This window comes from Dietzia sp. CQ4 (assembly GCF_014145125.1).
GTDB classification, from domain to species: Bacteria; Actinomycetota; Actinomycetes; order Mycobacteriales; family Mycobacteriaceae; genus Dietzia; species Dietzia natronolimnaea.
Genome location: NZ_JAALDZ010000011.1, coordinates 22,290 through 37,928 on the forward strand (window position 1 = coordinate 22,290; position 15,639 = coordinate 37,928).

Genomic DNA, 15,639 nt, shown 5'->3' on the forward strand with positions numbered 1-15,639 from the left:
CTCAGGCGCCGGCGTCAGCCGGTTGGGGACAGAGCGGAGAGGGTAGCACCGGCCCGCAGGCCGCCCGTCCGGGCGGCCCCGCCCTTCGAGGAGCACCTGTGACGACGACCCCGCACACCGCCCGGACCGGAGGCGAGTTCGTCGCCCGCCATCTGGGACCCGACGCCGACGGCCTGGCCCACATCCTGCGGACCATCGGCGTGGACTCGCTCGACGAGCTCGCCGAGCGCGCGTTCCCGTCGGTCATCCTCGACGAGGTGGGTCCCGACGGCCGGGCAGCGGGCATCGACGCGCTGCCCGAGCCCCTGTCCGAGTCCGACACACTCGCCGCGCTGCGCGTGCTCGCCGACCGGAACGAGGTCGCGGTCTCCATGATCGGGCAGGGGTACTACGACACGCTCACCCCGGCCGTGATCCGCCGCAACGTCGTCGAGAGCCCCGCCTGGTACACGGGGTACACCCCCTACCAGCCGGAGATCAGCCAGGGCCGACTCGAGGCTCTTCTCAACTTCCAGACCATGGTCGCCGACCTCACCGGCATGGACATGGCGGGCGCCTCGATGCTGGACGAGGGGACCGCGGCCGCCGAGGCCATGACGATGCTCCGCAGGGCCAACCGGTCCTCGAAGAGCCCCCGCTTCGCGGTCGACACGGACGTCTTCGGACAGACCGCCGCCATCCTCGCCACCCGCGCCGAGCCGCTGGGTATCGAGATCGTCACCGCGAACCTGATCGACGACGGGTTGCCGGAGGGCGACTTCTTCGGAGCACTCGTGCAGACGCCGGGTGCCTCGGGCCGCGTCGCCGACGTCGCCGGGCTGATCGACCAATGCCACGACCGGGGAGTCCTCGTGGCGGCGGGCGTCGACCTGCTCGCCGCGACCGTCCTCACCCCGGCCGGGGACAAGGGTGCGGACGCCTGCTTCGGCTCGTCCCAGCGCTTCGGTGTCCCGATGGGCTTCGGTGGCCCCCACGCCGGCTTCCTCTCCTGTCGCACCGCCCACGCCCGTAACCTCCCGGGCCGCCTCGTGGGCGTGTCGACGGACGCCGACGGTCGGCCGGCCTACCGGCTGGCGCTGCAGACCCGCGAGCAGCACATCCGCCGCGACAAGGCCACGTCCAACATCTGCACCGCTCAGGTCCTGCTCGCGGTGGTCGCCGCGATGTACGCCTCGTACCACGGAGCGGAGGGCCTGGCGGCGATCGCCCGGCGCGTGCATTCCCATGCCGCGGTCCTGGCCGACGGCCTCGTCGCCGCGGGTGTCCAGGTCGTCCACGCCGACTTCTTCGACACCGTCCTGGCCAGGGTGCCCGGCCGTGCCTCCGAGGTGCTCGCCGCCGCCGCCGAGCGGGGGGTGAACCTGTGGAGGGTCGACGACGACCACGTGTCCGTCTCCTGCGACGAGGCCACCACCGGGGACCACCTCGCGCTCGTCCTCGAGGCGTTCGGCGGTGACGTCGCCGACATCGCGGACGCCGGACAGCTGGAGATCCTCGTCGATCCCGCCTACGGCGACCGGACCTCGCGCTTCCTCCAGCACGAGGCGTTCGTCAGGTACCGGACCGAGACCGCGATGCTGCGGTACCTGCGAGCCCTCGCGGACAAGGACCTGGCGCTGGACCGCACCATGATCCCGCTGGGTTCCTGCACCATGAAGCTCAACGCCACCACGGAGATGGAGCCCATCACGTGGCCCGAGTTCGCGGGCCTCCACCCCTTCGCACCGGTCGAGCAGACCCGAGGGATCCGCCGGCTCGTGGCCGACGTGGAGCAGTGGCTCGTCGACATCACCGGCTACGCCGCGGTGAGTCTGCAGCCCAACGCGGGCAGCCAGGGGGAGTACGCGGGCCTGCTGGCGATCCGGCAGTACCACCGCTCCCGCGGCGACGAGGATCGCAGGGTGTGCCTCATCCCGTCCTCGGCTCACGGGACCAACGCCGCGTCCGCGGTGATGGCGGGGATGAAGGTCGTCGTCGTCGGATGTCGACCCAACGGGGACGTCGACGTCGACGATCTCCGCGAGAAGGTCGGCCGGCACGCGGCCGAGCTGTCGGCGATCATGATCACCTACCCCTCGACCCACGGGGTGTACGAGCACGACATCGAGGAGATCTGCGCGATCGTCCACGACGCCGGGGGACAGGTCTACATCGACGGGGCCAACCTCAACGCGCTCGTGGGTGTCGCCCGTCCGGGGCGGTTCGGTGGCGACGTGAGCCACCTCAACCTGCACAAGACCTTCTGCATCCCGCACGGTGGTGGCGGTCCCGGGGTCGGCCCGGTCGCGGTGGCCGAGCACCTGCGCGAGTTCCTGCCCGGCCACCCCTACGAGGAGGGTCTCGGTTCGGGCGCGGTGGTCTCGGCCGCCGCCTTCGGATCCGCCTCGATCCTCCCCATCACGTGGGCCTACGTCCGCATGATGGGCGCGGACGGGCTGCGTCGTGCCACCCTCACCGCGATCGCGAGTGCCAACTACCTGGCCCGGCGGATCGGCCCGGACTTCCCGGTGCTGTACTCCGGGGACGGCGGGTGGGTGGCGCACGAGTGCATCCTCGACCTCCGGCCGCTCATCGACTCGGTCGGCATCTCGATCGACGACGTGGCCAAGAGGCTGGCGGATTACGGTTTCCACGCGCCCACGATGAGCTTCCCGGTGCCCAACACGCTCATGGTGGAGCCCACCGAGAGTGAGGACCTGGCCGAGCTGGATGCCTTCTGTGACGCGATGGCCGCGATCCGCGCCGAGATCGACCGGGTCGCCTCGGGAGAGTGGACCGTGGAAGACAATCCGCTGCGCGGGGCTCCCCACACCGCCGAGAGCGTCTCCGCCGACGAGTGGGAGCACGCCTACCCGCGCAGCCTGGCGGGCTACCCGCTGGGTTCGGAGTGGCGCCCCAAGGTCTGGCCCGCGGTGCGGCGGATCGACGGCGCGTACGGCGACCGCAATCTGGTGTGTTCCTGCCCTCCGCTGGACGCGTTCGCCGAGGACTGAGGCGCAGGGGGCCGGCGTTGTCGTACCCGCGTGACACCGTGCGGGCATGACGACGACCGGTTCCCGTCCCGTTCCAGATCTCCCCTCTTCGTGCCTGACGTGGTGTCGCGCCCAGCCTCCGGCACTGCTGGTGGCGGACGAATACGTGGAGGTCGACCTCGACCTGTGGAACCTCAGGCTGGCGGAGCGAGGGGTCGACCTCCGGCTGGTCGCCGGTGGGCCCGACGGCGGCCGGGTCGAGTCCGGGTCCGGATACCTCCGCAGGAGTGACCTCTGGGCAGCGGGCCGCAGGGCTCGGGGCAGCCTGGAGGAGTCCGTGGTCGCGCTCTACATGTGTGCGGCCTGGCTCGCCGGGCACCCGCAGCGATCGGGCGTCCGCAGGGGTCTGCCGGACTTCCGTGTACCGGAGCGCGACCGCTCCGCGTGGCGCTCGGTGTCACCTCACGGATATCCCCTGGTCCTGCACGAGGTGGCGGACTGGTTGGACGCCCCGGCGGAGGCCATGAACCTGCTCCGCAACGGCGCGCCGTACGGCAGGGCTGGCAGGGGGGTGCCCGATCTCGGGTTCCCGCTCGCCTCGCTCTATCTGTCGTCCCTGGGAATGGCGTGGTCGGACCAGACCATCGTTCCCGTCGATTCGGCCGGGATCGCCACGCTGGTCCACGCGGGATGGACCGAGATCGACTCGCTCGGTCGCATGACGCCACGCCGGTATCAGCGGTATCTGGACGTGATCTCCGCGTGGGCGGACGAGGCCGCTGTCGACCCGCTCGTGGTCGAGACGTGGGTGGTGCGCGACTGGCATGACCGGCGCTCGATGGTCGCGCAGTCGGGGTCGTCCGCGGAGAGTCCGCGCGGCGGCCGCCCGCGGTGAACCAGCGGAGAAGATAGTGTCCGCTCCATGGAACCGCAGAGCATGACCGTCGACATCCCGGCCGGCACCCTCGACGTACTGGACTGGCGTACCACCGGGCCCGAGCGCGGGACCGTGTTGGCGTTGCACGGCTTCCCGGAATCCCCGTGGGAGTGGGAGGCGGTCGCCGGGGTGCTGACGCAGCAGGGACTCAGGGTCGTCGCTCCGGCCCAGCGGGGGTACTCGGCCGGTGCACGCCCGGACGACGTCGGGGCCTATGCGATCGAGCACCTGAGCGCGGACGCCCTGGCGATCGTCGACCATCTCGGTCTGGAGACGGTGCACGTGCTCGGCCACGACTGGGGGGCATCGGTCGCATGGTGGCTCGCCGCCCACCACCCCGGGCGGGTGTCGAGCCTGACGGTGGTGTCCGTCCCCCACCTGTCGGCCTTCGCGTGGGCTCTGCAGTCCGACCCGGACCAGCAGGCCCGATCAGCCTACTTCGCCCTCTTCCGCCAGGAGGGGAAAGCCGAGGACGTCCTGCTCGAGGACGGAGCCCGACGTCTGCGGGCGATGTTCGACGAGCACGTGTCTGACGAGCTCATCGCCAAGCACCTCGAGGTGGTCGGCACGCGGGCGGGGCTGACGGGAGCGCTCAACTGGTACCGCGCGATGCGGCGGTACGACCTGCCCGACGTGTCGGTCCCCACGACCTATCTGTGGGGGGAGGACGACCCAGCGATCGGGCGCTCCGGTGCCGAGGCCACCGCCTCCCGGATGGCGGGGGAGTACCGCTTCGTCCCGCTGGCGGGCATGGGGCACTGGCTCCCCGAACAAGCCCCCGAGGTGGTGGCCGCGGAGGTCCTGGACAGGATCGGCTGACGCCGGAGACCCGGGTGGGTCGGGCACGGTCCCGGTGTCAGGACTGGCGCAGTTCCCGCTTGAGGAGCTTGCCCGACTGGTTCCGGGGCAGTTCGTCCACGAACACGACCCGCTTCGGCACCTTGAACGGCGCGAGATGGGCGCGGGTGCCGTCGATGATCTCGGATTCGGTGGCGTGGACGTCGTCCCTGAGGACCACGATCGCGGTGACGGCCTCGATCCACTTGTCGTCCGGTGTGCCGATCACGGCCACCTCCGCCACGCGCTCATCCTGGTAGACCGCGTCCTCGACCTCCCGGGACGCCACCAGGACACCACCGGTGTTGATGACGTCCTTGATGCGGTCGACGACCTCGATGAACCCCTCCGGGTCGCGCACCACCAGGTCGCCGGAGTGGAACCACCCGTCGCGGAACGCCTCGGCGGTGGCGTCCGACTTGTTCCAGTAACCCGTGCACAACTGCGGAGACCGGTAGACCACCTCGCCCCGCTCGCCGTCCGCGACCTCTGCGCCCGTCTCGTCGACGACGCGGGCGTCCACGAAGAACACCGGTCGGCCGGCGCTCGCCGGGCGGGCGTCATGCTCCTCCGGGCGCAGGACGGTGGCCAGTGGGCCGATCTCCGACTGTCCGAAGCAGTTGTAGAACCCGAGGTCGGGATACGTGCCGCGCAGGCGCTGGAGCACCGTCACCGGCATGATCGAGGCGCCGTACTGGGCCTTGCGCAGACTCGACAGGTCCCGGGACTCCAGGTCCGGATGTGAGGCCAACGGCACCCACACCGTCGGCGCGAGGAAGAGCGAGCCGATCCTGTCGACCTCGACCCGGCGGAGGATCTCGGTGATGTCCGGGGCGGCCATGAGGTGCACCGTCGCCCCCAGGGAGAGGTAGGGGAGCGCGAACACGTGCATCGCGGCCGAGTGGTAGAGCGGCATGGTCACCAGCGGCTCGTCGTCCGCGGTGAGGTCCAGGGCGAGAATGCAGCTCACGTACTCGTGGACGAGCGCGGAATGGGTCATCATCGCGCCCTTGGGGCGTGAGGTCGTCCCCGAGGTGTAGAGGAGTTGGGCCAGATCGTCGCCGGTGGAGGGGGACTGCACCGGGGTACACGGGGAGTCGTCCGTCGCCGAACCCAGAACGGTGCCGTCCGCGGTCTCCCCCTCACGGGGCAGCAGCGGCAGGGAGCGCAGCCCCGGCATGGTCTCGAGTACGTCCGACAACGTGGCGGCCTGTGCCGGGTCCACCAGGACCAGGGACGCCCCCGAGTCGGTCAACAGGTACTCGAGTTCGCCGCCGGTCAGGGCGTAGTTGACGGGCACGTGCGTGAACCCGGCGCGGGAGGTGGCGAGGAAACCGATGAGATAGGCATCGGAGTTGACCCCGTAGCCGGCAACCCGGGCGCCGTCCTCGAGGCCCTGGCCGGCGAGGGTCGTGGCCACCCGGTCGACCGCGGAGTCCAGCGCCGCGTAGGTCCACCGGCGTTCGGCGAAGGTGAGTGCCACGCGGTCGGGGAACCGGGCCGCCGCCCGGCGCAGGACGGCGTCGACCGTCGCGGAACTCACGGTTGGACCGGGGAATCGAGGGGGTGTGGTCATCGTCTCAGCCTAGAGGTCAGCCGGCGAGATCATGGTTCGGCGGCGACGATCTCCAACACCTCCGGAGGGACCGCCCCGTTGCTGTCCCGCGGGGTCCAGTGCTCGCTCGGGACCCACTGGGATCCGCACCCTCGGCACGCGAACATGGGCTCACCGCGGCCCTCCACCGGGGTTCTCGTCCACTCGCACAGGTCGCGGCACGAGCGGACCCGTAGGGGGACGCCGTCGGGATCGGGCTGTCGCCGGGGCCGGAAGGGCAGTGCACGGAAGCTGGACATCTCTGGGCTTGAGGATAACCGGTCGTCGTGTGGGTAGCCTGATCGCGGATGCGGGTGGACGGAGGAGGGCGACGTGAACGCATGTCCCTGCGGGAGCCGGCGCCCGTTCGATCGCTGCTGCGGACCGCTCGTCGAGGATGGTGTCCCGGCCGAGACCGCGGAGCAACTGATGAGATCGCGGTACACGGCCTTCGTTCTGGGTCGGGAGGACCACCTCTGGCGCACCTGGAGCCCGCGGACGCGGCCGGCTCGGGTGGAGGCAGGTGACGTCGAGTGGACCGGCCTCGCGATCCTCGACGTGGTTGCCGGTGGCCCCGCCGACCGGACCGGGACGGTGGAGTTCGAGGCCCGGTATGTCGGGCCCGAGGGCCCCGGTGTCATGCGCGAGCGATCGGCGTTCGAGCGCAGAGGTGGTCGATGGACGTATCTCGAGGGCACGGGATCGTCCTGAGCCCTAGGTGGCGGTCGGGTCTTCCGGCTGGCGGGTCACGGTGACCGAACCGATCGTCCTCGGGGCGGTCACGTCGATGCGCCCGATACGGTTCCCTCTGGGCATCGTCCAGGCGACCATCCCCCGGATCTCCTCGCCGGGAAAGCTCAGAACCGAGGGCACGAGTGGGTCCTCGACCGTCCCCGCGGGGTTCTCGATCCGCTCGAACGGTCGCCCCGACGGGTCGAAGGCCGAGAAGTCCTCCGGGCCCAGTTCCGGCTGACCGGACGCCTGCACCGCGCGGACGTCCACCACCACGACCGCGTCCGAGTACGTGGTCGAGGGCACGATGCGGAGGTCGGACAGGGTCACGGTGGCGTCCCACGATTCTCCGGCCACGGGGAACGGCCTGTCGAACTGCTGCGACGAGGGCAGGGGTCCGGACTGCTGGGCGGTCGGGACGGGGACGCCCGCGGAGTCGTCATCGCCGAACAGGGAGGCCGGTGAACAACCCGACGTGGAGACGGCCGCGGTCACTATCACTGCAGCGAGGACGGCGCGACGCATGTAGGCGCTCCTGGGGCGAGTTCTCACACCGGGCCCGTCCCGGCACGGTCTCAGATCCTACTGCTCACCGGGACGGTGGTCATCGGAGGCGCGCAGGTCACGCCATCGTCTGCCCGCGACCCGGTGCGCGAGATCCGAGTAGACGTCGTCGAGTTCGGCGGAGATCTCGGCCAACTGGATCTTGAAGTTGACCGGGACGAACACCCGGTCGACGAACTCCGCCTCGGCGGAGATCGTCTGGCCGTCGAACACGTACCTGCACCACAGCGAGTCCCGGTTGAGGATCGCGACCTCGGTCTCCGCGGCCGCGGGATCCTCCACGGAGGACACGAGTGGGCTCCGGAACACGACGAGGGGGAGCGAGCGGTGCGCACGGACGAACAGCAGGACACACCCGGCGGGAACGGTGAACACGTCATGCTCGTCGGGTGTGACCCGACGCTCGTAGACCTCCGACAGAGCCGACTGTAGTGCTCTGGTCGCCTCGTCCGGGGTCGCGATGGGCTGCGACCGGAAGTCGGCGTCCGCCGACACGGGTTCACCCGAACCGGCCCCGGTCGCGTCCTCCGGATCGGACACGTCATGGAGGAATACCGGGTGGGGGATCCCGAAGACGCGCTCCATCGTGCCGGCGACCAGGTGCGCCACCTCGGGTGCACGGTTTACCGGGAACGTGAGGTCCGCCCCCGGAGCACCCTGGTCGGTCGGGCGCCGGAGCGCCCAACCGAGGGCCATGAGTTGGTCGAGCCGGACGGGCCCCAGCGGCTCCGGCGAATCCTCGGACCCGCCGCCGGAGACCTCCGCGTGGACGCTGCCGCCGCCGGTGGCGGTGAAACGCACGTACGGGGTGCGGGTGGACGGCGACCCGAGGACGGGAACGGCCAGGTCGAACGTGGCTCCCGGGACGAGGTCACGCAGTAGTCCGGCCAGGCGGGTCGCGAAGCGGTTCCACCCGGCAGCGATCGACGCGTCCACGTCGAACTCGAAATCCCGCATGAGTGGCAGTCAACCACCGCACAGCCGAGCACGTCGGTACTTCGGGATGTCCGGTGGGAGTGATCAGCTCCCCGCCTCCGGCCGGCCCGCCTGGTAGTCGGACCAGTACTCGTCCGAACCGTCGAAGCGCACGCGCACCCCGCCACGGTGCTCGACGACCTCCGGCTGGACGGGAACGATCCTGCGCTCGGAGTCCAGTGCTGCCGCGACGTCGGGGAACCCGGCGAGGACGCGGAGTTGGGTCCACGTCGGGGGGAGGAGCATGGACCGGCCGGCACGGAAGTCCTCGAGGAGGTCGACGGGGCGGGCCCACATGGTCAGGTCGACCTCGGTCGTGAGGTCATCCGGTTCCTGTCCCTCCGGTAGCGCGGCGAGGAAGAACCTCGTGTCGTACCTCCGCGATTCCACCGAGGGCGTGATCCAGTGGTCGTAGGGGCGGAGTCTGCCCGCCGCGAGTGAGAGATCCTCGTCGGCGAGGAACGCGCTGAAGGTCAGCCGGTGGCTCTCGAGCTCCTCGCGGCTCGAGTGGTACCGGCCGGCGTCCGCGACCGGGGAGCCGTCGAGGTGGTCGGCGAGGAGGACGCCACATTCCTCGAAGGTCTCCCGCGCCGCCGCGCACACCAACCGGCGCGCTCGAGGCACGTCGCAGTCGAACCGCTCGGCCCACCACGCGGGCGCGGGGCCGGACCAGGCGACATCCGGATCGTCGTCCGAGGCGTCCACGCCCCCGCCCGGGAACACCGTCATGCCGCCGGCGAACGCCATCCCGCGGACGCGGCGTGCGACGAACACCTCGGGTCCGCGATCGGAGTCCCGCATCACCATCACGGTGGACGCGTCCTTGATCGGGCGGGCGGTGGGGTCGTTGCCTTCGGTCATGCGGACAAGTCTCACCCGGCGCGGTGGAGGACGGTTCGTCGGGGTGGCCGGACGGCGCCGTCAGTACGTGCTGTCGGAGGACACCCGACGTGCCAGCACTCCGTGCAGGACACGATCGACGTGCTCGCGGAGGTCGGCTCGGTGGTCGCGACCGGGCGACCGGTCGATCCCCGAACGGACGATGCTCATGTACAGGACGTCGAAGACGGTCTGGGCGGGACCGTCGAGGTCCTCCGCCTCCGGTGCCCGCGGGGAGTGCCGGGCGAGCACGAGTCCGATGATGCCCCGGAGTTCCCCGAGGATGCGCTGCGCCTCCGCCCGGTGCGGGCCGGGTTCCCCGAAGACCGTCTCGCGGTGGTAGGCGACGATGTTCTCCGGCTGGTTCTCGAGGGCGGAGAACAGGGGGTCGCACAGTGTGACCAGATCCTCGACGGGGTCCCCGGTATCCGGGACGGTCTCGACCATGGCGCGGAACTCCTCGTTGGCCACCATGCACAGGAGCTCGCCCTTCGACTGGGCGTACCTGAACAGTGTCCCGGTGCCGACCTCCGCCTGATCGGCCACCTCCTGGGTGGTGACCGACGAGTACCCGTTGCGGAAGAACAGGTCGCGGGCGGCGGCCAGTATCCGGCGTTGCTTGTCCGCCTTGTTCAGCTCCCGGCGTCCCGGCTCACGGGCTAGGGTCACGAGAACCACTCGGTGGGCTTGCCCGCCACCAGGAGGAGCGAGAAGACCACGGCCACCACGATGAGGGTCACCACCAGCGCGACGACCGGGGACCGGAGCGCGAAGGCCAGCGTGCGCTCGGCGAGGGTGCGCGACTGTTCGCCTCCGGGCCCGAGCCGCCAGTGTCCCTCGAGCAGCCCGCGGCGCTCGACGGACCTCTCGAACGGCACGGTGGCGTAGGGGATGACCGCGGACGCCAGGCCCATCAGGCCGGTCCCCGCCGACCAGCGCTTGTCCGTCCAGACCGCGATCGTCGCCACGGTGTAGCACAGGAACACGAAACCGTGGATGCTGCCACCGACCGTGGTGGCCCAGTCGAGACCGAACCCGTACTTGCCGACCATGCCCAGGATCAGCAGCGTCCACGTGATCACCTCCGCGAGCGCGAGCCTCTTGTACAGGATGCGGGGGGTCACAGATGTCCTCCAGGGGTCGGATCGGTGTTCGTCGGTCATCGTACGGACACCGGAACCGCGGCCCGGTTCAGCCTCCCCGCTGCGTCACCCCGCGAGGGTCAGCGACGCGAACCGGACCTCGCCCGCCTCGTCGCTGGCGCCGAGGTCCACGACACCCTCGACGGCCCAGCCGTGGTCGTTCTCCGGATCGTCGAGCACCTGCCGGACCCTCCAGGTCCCCGGCTCCACCCCGTCGCCCGATTCGGTGACGGAGAAGAGGGCGGGTCCGCGCGCCGCGGGCCCGGTTCCGATCGCGTCGTACTCGTCCCAGTACGCATCGATCTCGGTGTCCCAGTCGGGATGGAGCGGGACGTCGGCGTCGAGTTGCACCAAGGTGTCGATGTCGTCTCGAGACAGAAGCTCCACGCGGCGGAACATCGCGTTGCGGACCATCACCCGGAACGCCCGCGAGTTGGCGGTGACGGGCCGGGTGGTGCCGCTCGACTGACCGAAGGCGAGCTCGGCCACCTGGTCCGGGGAGACCTCGGGGTCGGTGAGCAGTTCCCACTCGTCCAGCAGGCTCGAGTCGACCTGGCGGACGAGTTCCCCGAGCCATTCGACCAGGTCGTCGAACTCGTCGGTCCGCAGGTCGGCCGGAACGGTCTGCCGCAGCGCACGGTAGGCGTCGGTGAGGTAGCGCAGGACGGAACCCTCCGACCGGCTGAGTCCGTACGCGGAGACCAGATCGGAGAAGGTCATCCCCCGCTCGACCATCTCGCGGACGACCGCCTTCGGGGAGGGCTCGACCCCCGCCACCCACGGGTGCCCGGCCCGGTAGGCGTCGTAGGCGTCCGCGATGAGGTCACCGAGGGGTGTGGGCCACGAGATGTCCTCGACCAGCTCCATCCGTTCCGAGTACTCCACCCCCTCTGCCTTGAGCGCCCCGATCGCCTCGCCGCGGGCGGCCCGCTGCTGTGCGTAGAGGATCGGGCGCGGGTCGTCGAGGACGGACTCGATCACCGAGACCAGATCCAGGACCGGGGTGGGGGAGTCGGGGTCGAGGACCTCCATCGCGGCGATCGCGAACGGGGCGAGGGGCTGGTTGAGCGCGAAGTCCCGTTGGAGGTCCACCGTCAGACGGACGTGCCGTCCGTCGTCGTCCGGCTCCGCCATCCTCTCGACGATGCCGGCGGTCTCGAGCCCGCGGAAGAGTTCGATCGAGCGCAGCACGTGTTGCCGGATCCGGGCCCGGGTCTCGTGCGAGGACAGCAGGAGGTGCCGCATGTGGGCGTAGCAGCTCCCCGGACGCGAGATCACGTTGAGCAGCATCGCGTTGTTGACCTCGAAGCGGCTGGTGAGCTGCTCGGGCTGGGCGCCGACGAGTTTGTCGAACGTCGAGCGGGACCAGTTGACGAACCCCTCCGGCGGCTTCTTCTTGGCCGACTTGCCCTTCTTCTTGGGATTGGCGGCCGACTTGGCCGCGGCCTTGGCGTTCTCGACCTCGTGCTCGGGAGCCAGCACCACCACCAGACCCTCGGTATCGAACCCCGCTCGGCCCGCACGGCCGGCGATCTGGTGGAACTCCCGGGCCTTGAGGACACGCTGCCGACGTCCGTCGAACTTGGTGAGCCCCGTGAACAGAACGGTCCGGATGGGGACGTTGATACCGACGCCGAGGGTGTCGGTCCCACAGATGACGGTGAGCAACCCGTCCTGGGCGAGCCGTTCCACGAGGCGGCGGTACTTCGGGAGCATGCCGGCGTGGTGGACCCCGATTCCGTGCATGAGCAGCTTGCGCAGGTTCCGGCCGAACGCGGTCGTGAACCGGAATCCGCCGATCTCCTCGGCGATGGCGGCCTTGCGCTCCTTGGTGGCCACCGCCACCGAGGTCAGCGCCTGGGCCTGTTCCAGGGCCGAGGCCTGGGTGAAGTGGACGATGTAGACGGGTGCCTTGTCATCCCGGAGCAGGAGTTCGACCGACTCGTGGATGCTGCGCAGTGCGTAGTCGAACGTCAGGGGGACAGGTCGCTCGGTGCCCCCGACCAGCGCGCACTCCCGTCCGGTCCGGGTACGGAGATCCTCGATCAGCCAGTCCACGTCGCCGAGCGTCGCCGACATCAGCAGGAACTGCGTGTCGGGGAGTTCGATGAGCGGGACCTGCCAGGCCCAGCCCCGATCGGGCTCGGAGTAGTAGTGGAACTCGTCCATCACCACCTGGCCGATCTCCGCGGCTGCGCCCTCCCGGAGGGCGATGTTGGCCACGATCTCGGCGGTGGCGCAGATGATCGGTGCGTCGGCGTTGACCGCGGCGTCACCGGTGAGCATCCCCACGTTCTCGGCGCCGAACACCGCGCACAGAGCGAAGAACTTCTCGCTGACGAGCGCCTTGATCGGCGCGGTGTAATAGCTCCGCACCCCGCGGGCCATGGCGGAGAAGTGCGCCCCCAGGGCGACCAGCGACTTGCCCGACCCCGTCGGCGTGGCCAGGACGACATGGCTACCCGCCGCCACCTCGAGGACCGCCTCCTCCTGCGCCGGATAGAGCGTCAGTCCCTGGTCGGCGGCCCACGCCACGAAGGCGTCGAATACCGCCTCCTCCAGGAGGTCGGAGGGGACGTCGTCGAGGTCGGCGAGGAGTTCGGGCAGTTGCACCCGACCGAGCCTAGTCGCCCGGCCGCGACCGTCCGTCCGTGCTAGCGGGCGCGAGGCTCGTCGTCGCCGGTCTGCGCCGCGAGGAACCGCTCGAACTCGGCACCGATCTCGTCGCCGGAGGGCAGCGGTGTGCCGCCGGGGTTGAGCGAGTCGGAGCCGTGGCGGGACTCCATGAACTCGTCGTACTGCTTCTCCATCAGCTCCACGGCGGTCCGGATCTCCGGGCTGTCGGCGATCTGGGCGGTCACCTGTGCGGTGAAGTCCCGGGCGGCGGTCTCGAGCTCGCCGGACGGCAGCTCCAGCTGGGAGATCTGGGCGATGTTGCCGACGAGGTTGAGGACCGCCGCGGGGTAGGCGGTCTGCGACAGGTACTGGGGTACGTGGACGGTGAAGCCCGCGGACGGGATGCCGTGCTCGGCCATCCGGAGCTCCAGCAGCGCGCTCACGTTCCCCGGGACGGAGAACTCCCCGGGCCACGCGGTGAAGCCACGGATGAGGTCGACGTCGCTGGCGTGTGCACTCGACTGGGTCGGGCGGGTGTGCGGTACCCCGAGGGGGATGGCGCCGAGACCGACCGACATCCGGGCCCCGAACGACCCGGCGAGGTCGATCACGGATTCGGTGAACCCGTCCCACCTCAGGTCCGGCTCCAGGCCGGAGAGCAGCAGGAAGAAGGTCCCGCCTGCGTCCTTGACCGCGTGCATCTGGATGGTCGGCTCCGAGTATCCGGCGAAGTGGTCGAAGGAGTACCGCACCTGCGGTCGACGCGAGCGGTAGTCCACCAGCTCATCCGCGTCGAACTCCACGATCAACTGGGAGTCCAGGCTCTCCTTGAGGTGTTCCGTGACGCCCTGGATCGCCTGGCCGGCGTCGGAGAAACCCTCCAACGCATGCACGAGCACCGGACCCTGTCCGGATTCCGATCGCAGATCGGGGACGGGCTCGATCAGTCGGTACAGATCGCTGTGCCTGGCCATGTCGACTCCTCTCGTCGCAACACCCCGAGCCGTCCGGTCCGGTCCGAACTGATCGTCCCACCGGGACGGGGTTTCTCCTCTTTGCCAACGACGGCGGGCCGCAGTTGATTCCCCACCGTGCCGCGGGCTCCACAGCGGGTCGCCCCCCGCGGGTTTCCTCCGGGACACCGCAGGTGGAGTGTCAGAAAGTTGATCCGGTGCACCGGCACCCGCGGGCCACTCTCGGCCGGGGAGCGGCCGCGAGACGACGAGACAGGTGGACGACGATGACCGCGAACGGACGGATCGGTGACGACGGTGTGGACGACCCTCGGACGGTGGTGATCTCCTCTCCGGAGGAGCTCATCGCGTCCATCCCGTCGATGTTGGGGTTCCCGCCGGGGCCCGGATCGGTGGTGGTGATATGCGGGCGGACCGCGGACGGTCACGCCGGGCCGGTCGTCAGGATGGATGTCGGCCTGCTCGGAGGTCCCGGATCGCCACCCGGGGAAGGAGACGGACGGGACGGTGCGGACGGGCGGGGCGGTGCGGACGGGCGGGGCGGTGCGGAGGACTGCCGCTCCGGGGAGGGTGAGCCCTCACCGGTCGTGGCCGACGACGGTCCGGCTCGTGGGCTGGCCCGGTTCTGCTCGAGGGAGGGGGTGACCGACGTCCACCTGGTGGTGGTTCACGAGGACTGTGCGGACGGGCACTCCGCCGGTCTCCGCGCGGAGGACGCCGCCGCGGCGTTCGAGTACTGGTTGGGGCTGGCCGGGACGCAGGTCGTCGGCGCCTACGGGGTGGGCGGGTTCGCACACGGCTCGCCGTGGGTCGATCTGTTCGGGATGGTCCGGGGAACGCAGGTCGACCCGGACTCGACGGAGATCGCCGCGGTCCACGCGTTCGACGGGCGGGTCCGGGCCGGTTCGCGGGCAGAGATCGAGCGGCTGTACCAGGTGCGGGACCACGGGGCGTGTGACGACGATCCGCACGGTCGGGGACCCGCACGGCTGGAGGGGGCCCTCGAGGTGGACCGCGCGGTGAGGGCGCACGAGGACGCGGAACGCCGCCTGGAGGACGGGGAGGAACTCGACGACGACGAGTTGGCCGGGATCGGACGCGTCCTGCTGGACATCGCCGTGCGGGACGAGGTCTACCGGCGCCTGGCCCACCGGGGTCTGTGCGATCGCGACGGCCGCCGCCTGCTCTGGTGGTCGCTCGCGCGCCGCCGGCCGGGCCGCGAACGCTCGGTGGCGTTGCTGTTGTTGGGAGCCGCGGCCTACTTCGCCGGCAGCGGGGTCCACGCGCGGTCCGCTCTCGAGGCGGCGGTGGCAGCGGATCCGGCGAACTCGCTGGCCCGACTGCTCCTCCACGGATTGGAGAACGGACTCGCGCCCGAGCGGCTCCGACGGGTGGCCGCGGCCTGAGCGGGTCCGAC

General features: G+C 70.5%; 14 protein-coding genes and 1 pseudogene. 6 read left to right on the forward strand and 9 right to left on the reverse strand.

What is annotated here, in order from left to right:
- The first annotated feature begins 98 nt into the window (after positions 1-98).
- From gcvP to G6031_RS00550, 3 genes are read left to right on the forward strand one after another with little or no spacing between them, the layout of a single operon-like run.
- Positions 99-2,993 (forward strand): aminomethyl-transferring glycine dehydrogenase, encoded by a 2,895-nt coding sequence (gcvP, locus tag G6031_RS00540; RefSeq protein WP_095719000.1) that lies wholly within the window; start codon positions 99-101, stop codon positions 2,991-2,993.
- A gap of 46 nt (positions 2,994-3,039) precedes the next feature.
- Positions 3,040-3,867 carry a hypothetical protein gene (locus tag G6031_RS00545; RefSeq protein ID WP_182652099.1) on the forward strand — a complete coding sequence of 276 codons (828 nt, stop codon included), beginning with the start codon at positions 3,040-3,042 and terminating at the stop codon, positions 3,865-3,867.
- 27 nt (positions 3,868-3,894) lie between these two features.
- Positions 3,895-4,728, forward strand: coding sequence for an alpha/beta hydrolase (locus G6031_RS00550; protein ID WP_179525194.1), 834 nt, complete (start codon positions 3,895-3,897; stop codon positions 4,726-4,728).
- Between the two features lie 37 nt (positions 4,729-4,765).
- Here the strand turns inward: G6031_RS00550 and G6031_RS00555 are convergent, their stop codons facing one another.
- Positions 4,766-6,322 (reverse strand): fatty acyl-CoA synthetase, encoded by a 1,557-nt coding sequence (locus tag G6031_RS00555; RefSeq protein WP_182652100.1) that lies wholly within the window; start codon positions 6,320-6,322, stop codon positions 4,766-4,768.
- 29 nt (positions 6,323-6,351) lie between these two features.
- On the reverse strand, positions 6,352-6,600 hold the full coding sequence (locus tag G6031_RS00560) for a hypothetical protein (protein WP_182652101.1): 249 nt from the start codon (positions 6,598-6,600) through the stop codon (positions 6,352-6,354).
- Between the two features lie 73 nt (positions 6,601-6,673).
- On the opposite strand from G6031_RS00560, the pseudogene G6031_RS19135 reads away from it, so the two are divergent.
- Positions 6,674-6,727 (forward strand): annotated as a pseudogene (locus G6031_RS19135) (SEC-C metal-binding domain-containing protein); the annotation flags it as partial.
- 39 nt (positions 6,728-6,766) lie between these two features.
- Positions 6,767-7,051, forward strand: a complete 285-nt coding sequence (locus tag G6031_RS00565; RefSeq protein ID WP_277815223.1) for a YchJ family metal-binding protein — start codon at positions 6,767-6,769, stop codon at positions 7,049-7,051.
- 3 nt (positions 7,052-7,054) lie between these two features.
- On the opposite strand, the gene G6031_RS00570 is transcribed toward G6031_RS00565, so the two are convergent.
- The 7 genes from G6031_RS00570 to G6031_RS00600 form a co-directional block, all read right to left on the reverse strand.
- Entirely contained in the window at positions 7,055-7,597 is a 543-nt protein-coding gene (locus G6031_RS00570) for a hypothetical protein (RefSeq protein WP_095719006.1), read from the reverse strand.
- Between the two features lie 57 nt (positions 7,598-7,654).
- Positions 7,655-8,593 (reverse strand): hypothetical protein, encoded by a 939-nt coding sequence (locus G6031_RS00575; RefSeq protein ID WP_179525198.1) that lies wholly within the window; start codon positions 8,591-8,593, stop codon positions 7,655-7,657.
- A 63-nt stretch (positions 8,594-8,656) separates the two neighbouring features.
- The gene (locus G6031_RS00580) at positions 8,657-9,472 is read right to left on the reverse strand and encodes an NUDIX hydrolase (protein WP_182616409.1); all 816 of its coding nucleotides are present in this window, start codon (positions 9,470-9,472) and stop codon (positions 8,657-8,659) included.
- A 60-nt stretch (positions 9,473-9,532) separates the two neighbouring features.
- Positions 9,533-10,159, reverse strand: a complete 627-nt coding sequence (locus tag G6031_RS00585; RefSeq protein WP_179525200.1) for a TetR/AcrR family transcriptional regulator — start codon at positions 10,157-10,159, stop codon at positions 9,533-9,535.
- Complete coding sequence (locus G6031_RS00590) at positions 10,156-10,614, reverse strand: DUF3817 domain-containing protein (RefSeq protein WP_179525201.1); 459 nt, start codon at positions 10,612-10,614, stop codon at positions 10,156-10,158. The genes G6031_RS00585 and G6031_RS00590 overlap by 4 nt, the downstream gene beginning before the upstream one ends.
- 84 nt (positions 10,615-10,698) lie before the next feature.
- Positions 10,699-13,245, reverse strand: coding sequence for a DUF3516 domain-containing protein (locus G6031_RS00595; protein ID WP_182652102.1), 2,547 nt, complete (start codon positions 13,243-13,245; stop codon positions 10,699-10,701).
- A 41-nt stretch (positions 13,246-13,286) separates the two neighbouring features.
- Positions 13,287-14,222, reverse strand: coding sequence for a PAC2 family protein (locus tag G6031_RS00600; protein WP_182652103.1), 936 nt, complete (start codon positions 14,220-14,222; stop codon positions 13,287-13,289).
- Positions 14,223-14,488: 266 nt separating this feature from the next.
- Between G6031_RS00600 and G6031_RS00605 the strand changes: the two genes are divergently transcribed.
- Positions 14,489-15,628 (forward strand): DUF4192 domain-containing protein, encoded by a 1,140-nt coding sequence (locus G6031_RS00605; protein WP_182652104.1) that lies wholly within the window; start codon positions 14,489-14,491, stop codon positions 15,626-15,628.
- Positions 15,629-15,639 lie beyond the last annotated feature (11 nt).

Bases quoted from the DNA above. Each gene is read 5' to 3' on its own strand.
- G6031_RS00600 (WP_182652103.1), bottom strand. From the start codon at position 14,222: ATGGCCAGGCACAGCGATCTGTACCGACTGATCGAGCCCGTCCCCGAT.
- G6031_RS00570 (WP_095719006.1), bottom strand. From the start codon at position 7,597: ATGCGTCGCGCCGTCCTCGCTGCAGTGATAGTGACCGCGGCCGTCTCC.
- G6031_RS00605 (WP_182652104.1), top strand. From the start codon at position 14,489: ATGACCGCGAACGGACGGATCGGTGACGACGGTGTGGACGACCCTCGG.
- G6031_RS00545 (WP_182652099.1), top strand. From the start codon at position 3,040: ATGACGACGACCGGTTCCCGTCCCGTTCCAGATCTCCCCTCTTCGTGC.
- G6031_RS00560 (WP_182652101.1), bottom strand. From the start codon at position 6,600: ATGTCCAGCTTCCGTGCACTGCCCTTCCGGCCCCGGCGACAGCCCGAT.
- G6031_RS00555 (WP_182652100.1), bottom strand. From the start codon at position 6,322: ATGACCACACCCCCTCGATTCCCCGGTCCAACCGTGAGTTCCGCGACG.
- G6031_RS00550 (WP_179525194.1), top strand. From the start codon at position 3,895: ATGGAACCGCAGAGCATGACCGTCGACATCCCGGCCGGCACCCTCGAC.
- G6031_RS00575 (WP_179525198.1), bottom strand. From the start codon at position 8,593: ATGCGGGATTTCGAGTTCGACGTGGACGCGTCGATCGCTGCCGGGTGG.
- G6031_RS00580 (WP_182616409.1), bottom strand. From the start codon at position 9,472: ATGACCGAAGGCAACGACCCCACCGCCCGCCCGATCAAGGACGCGTCC.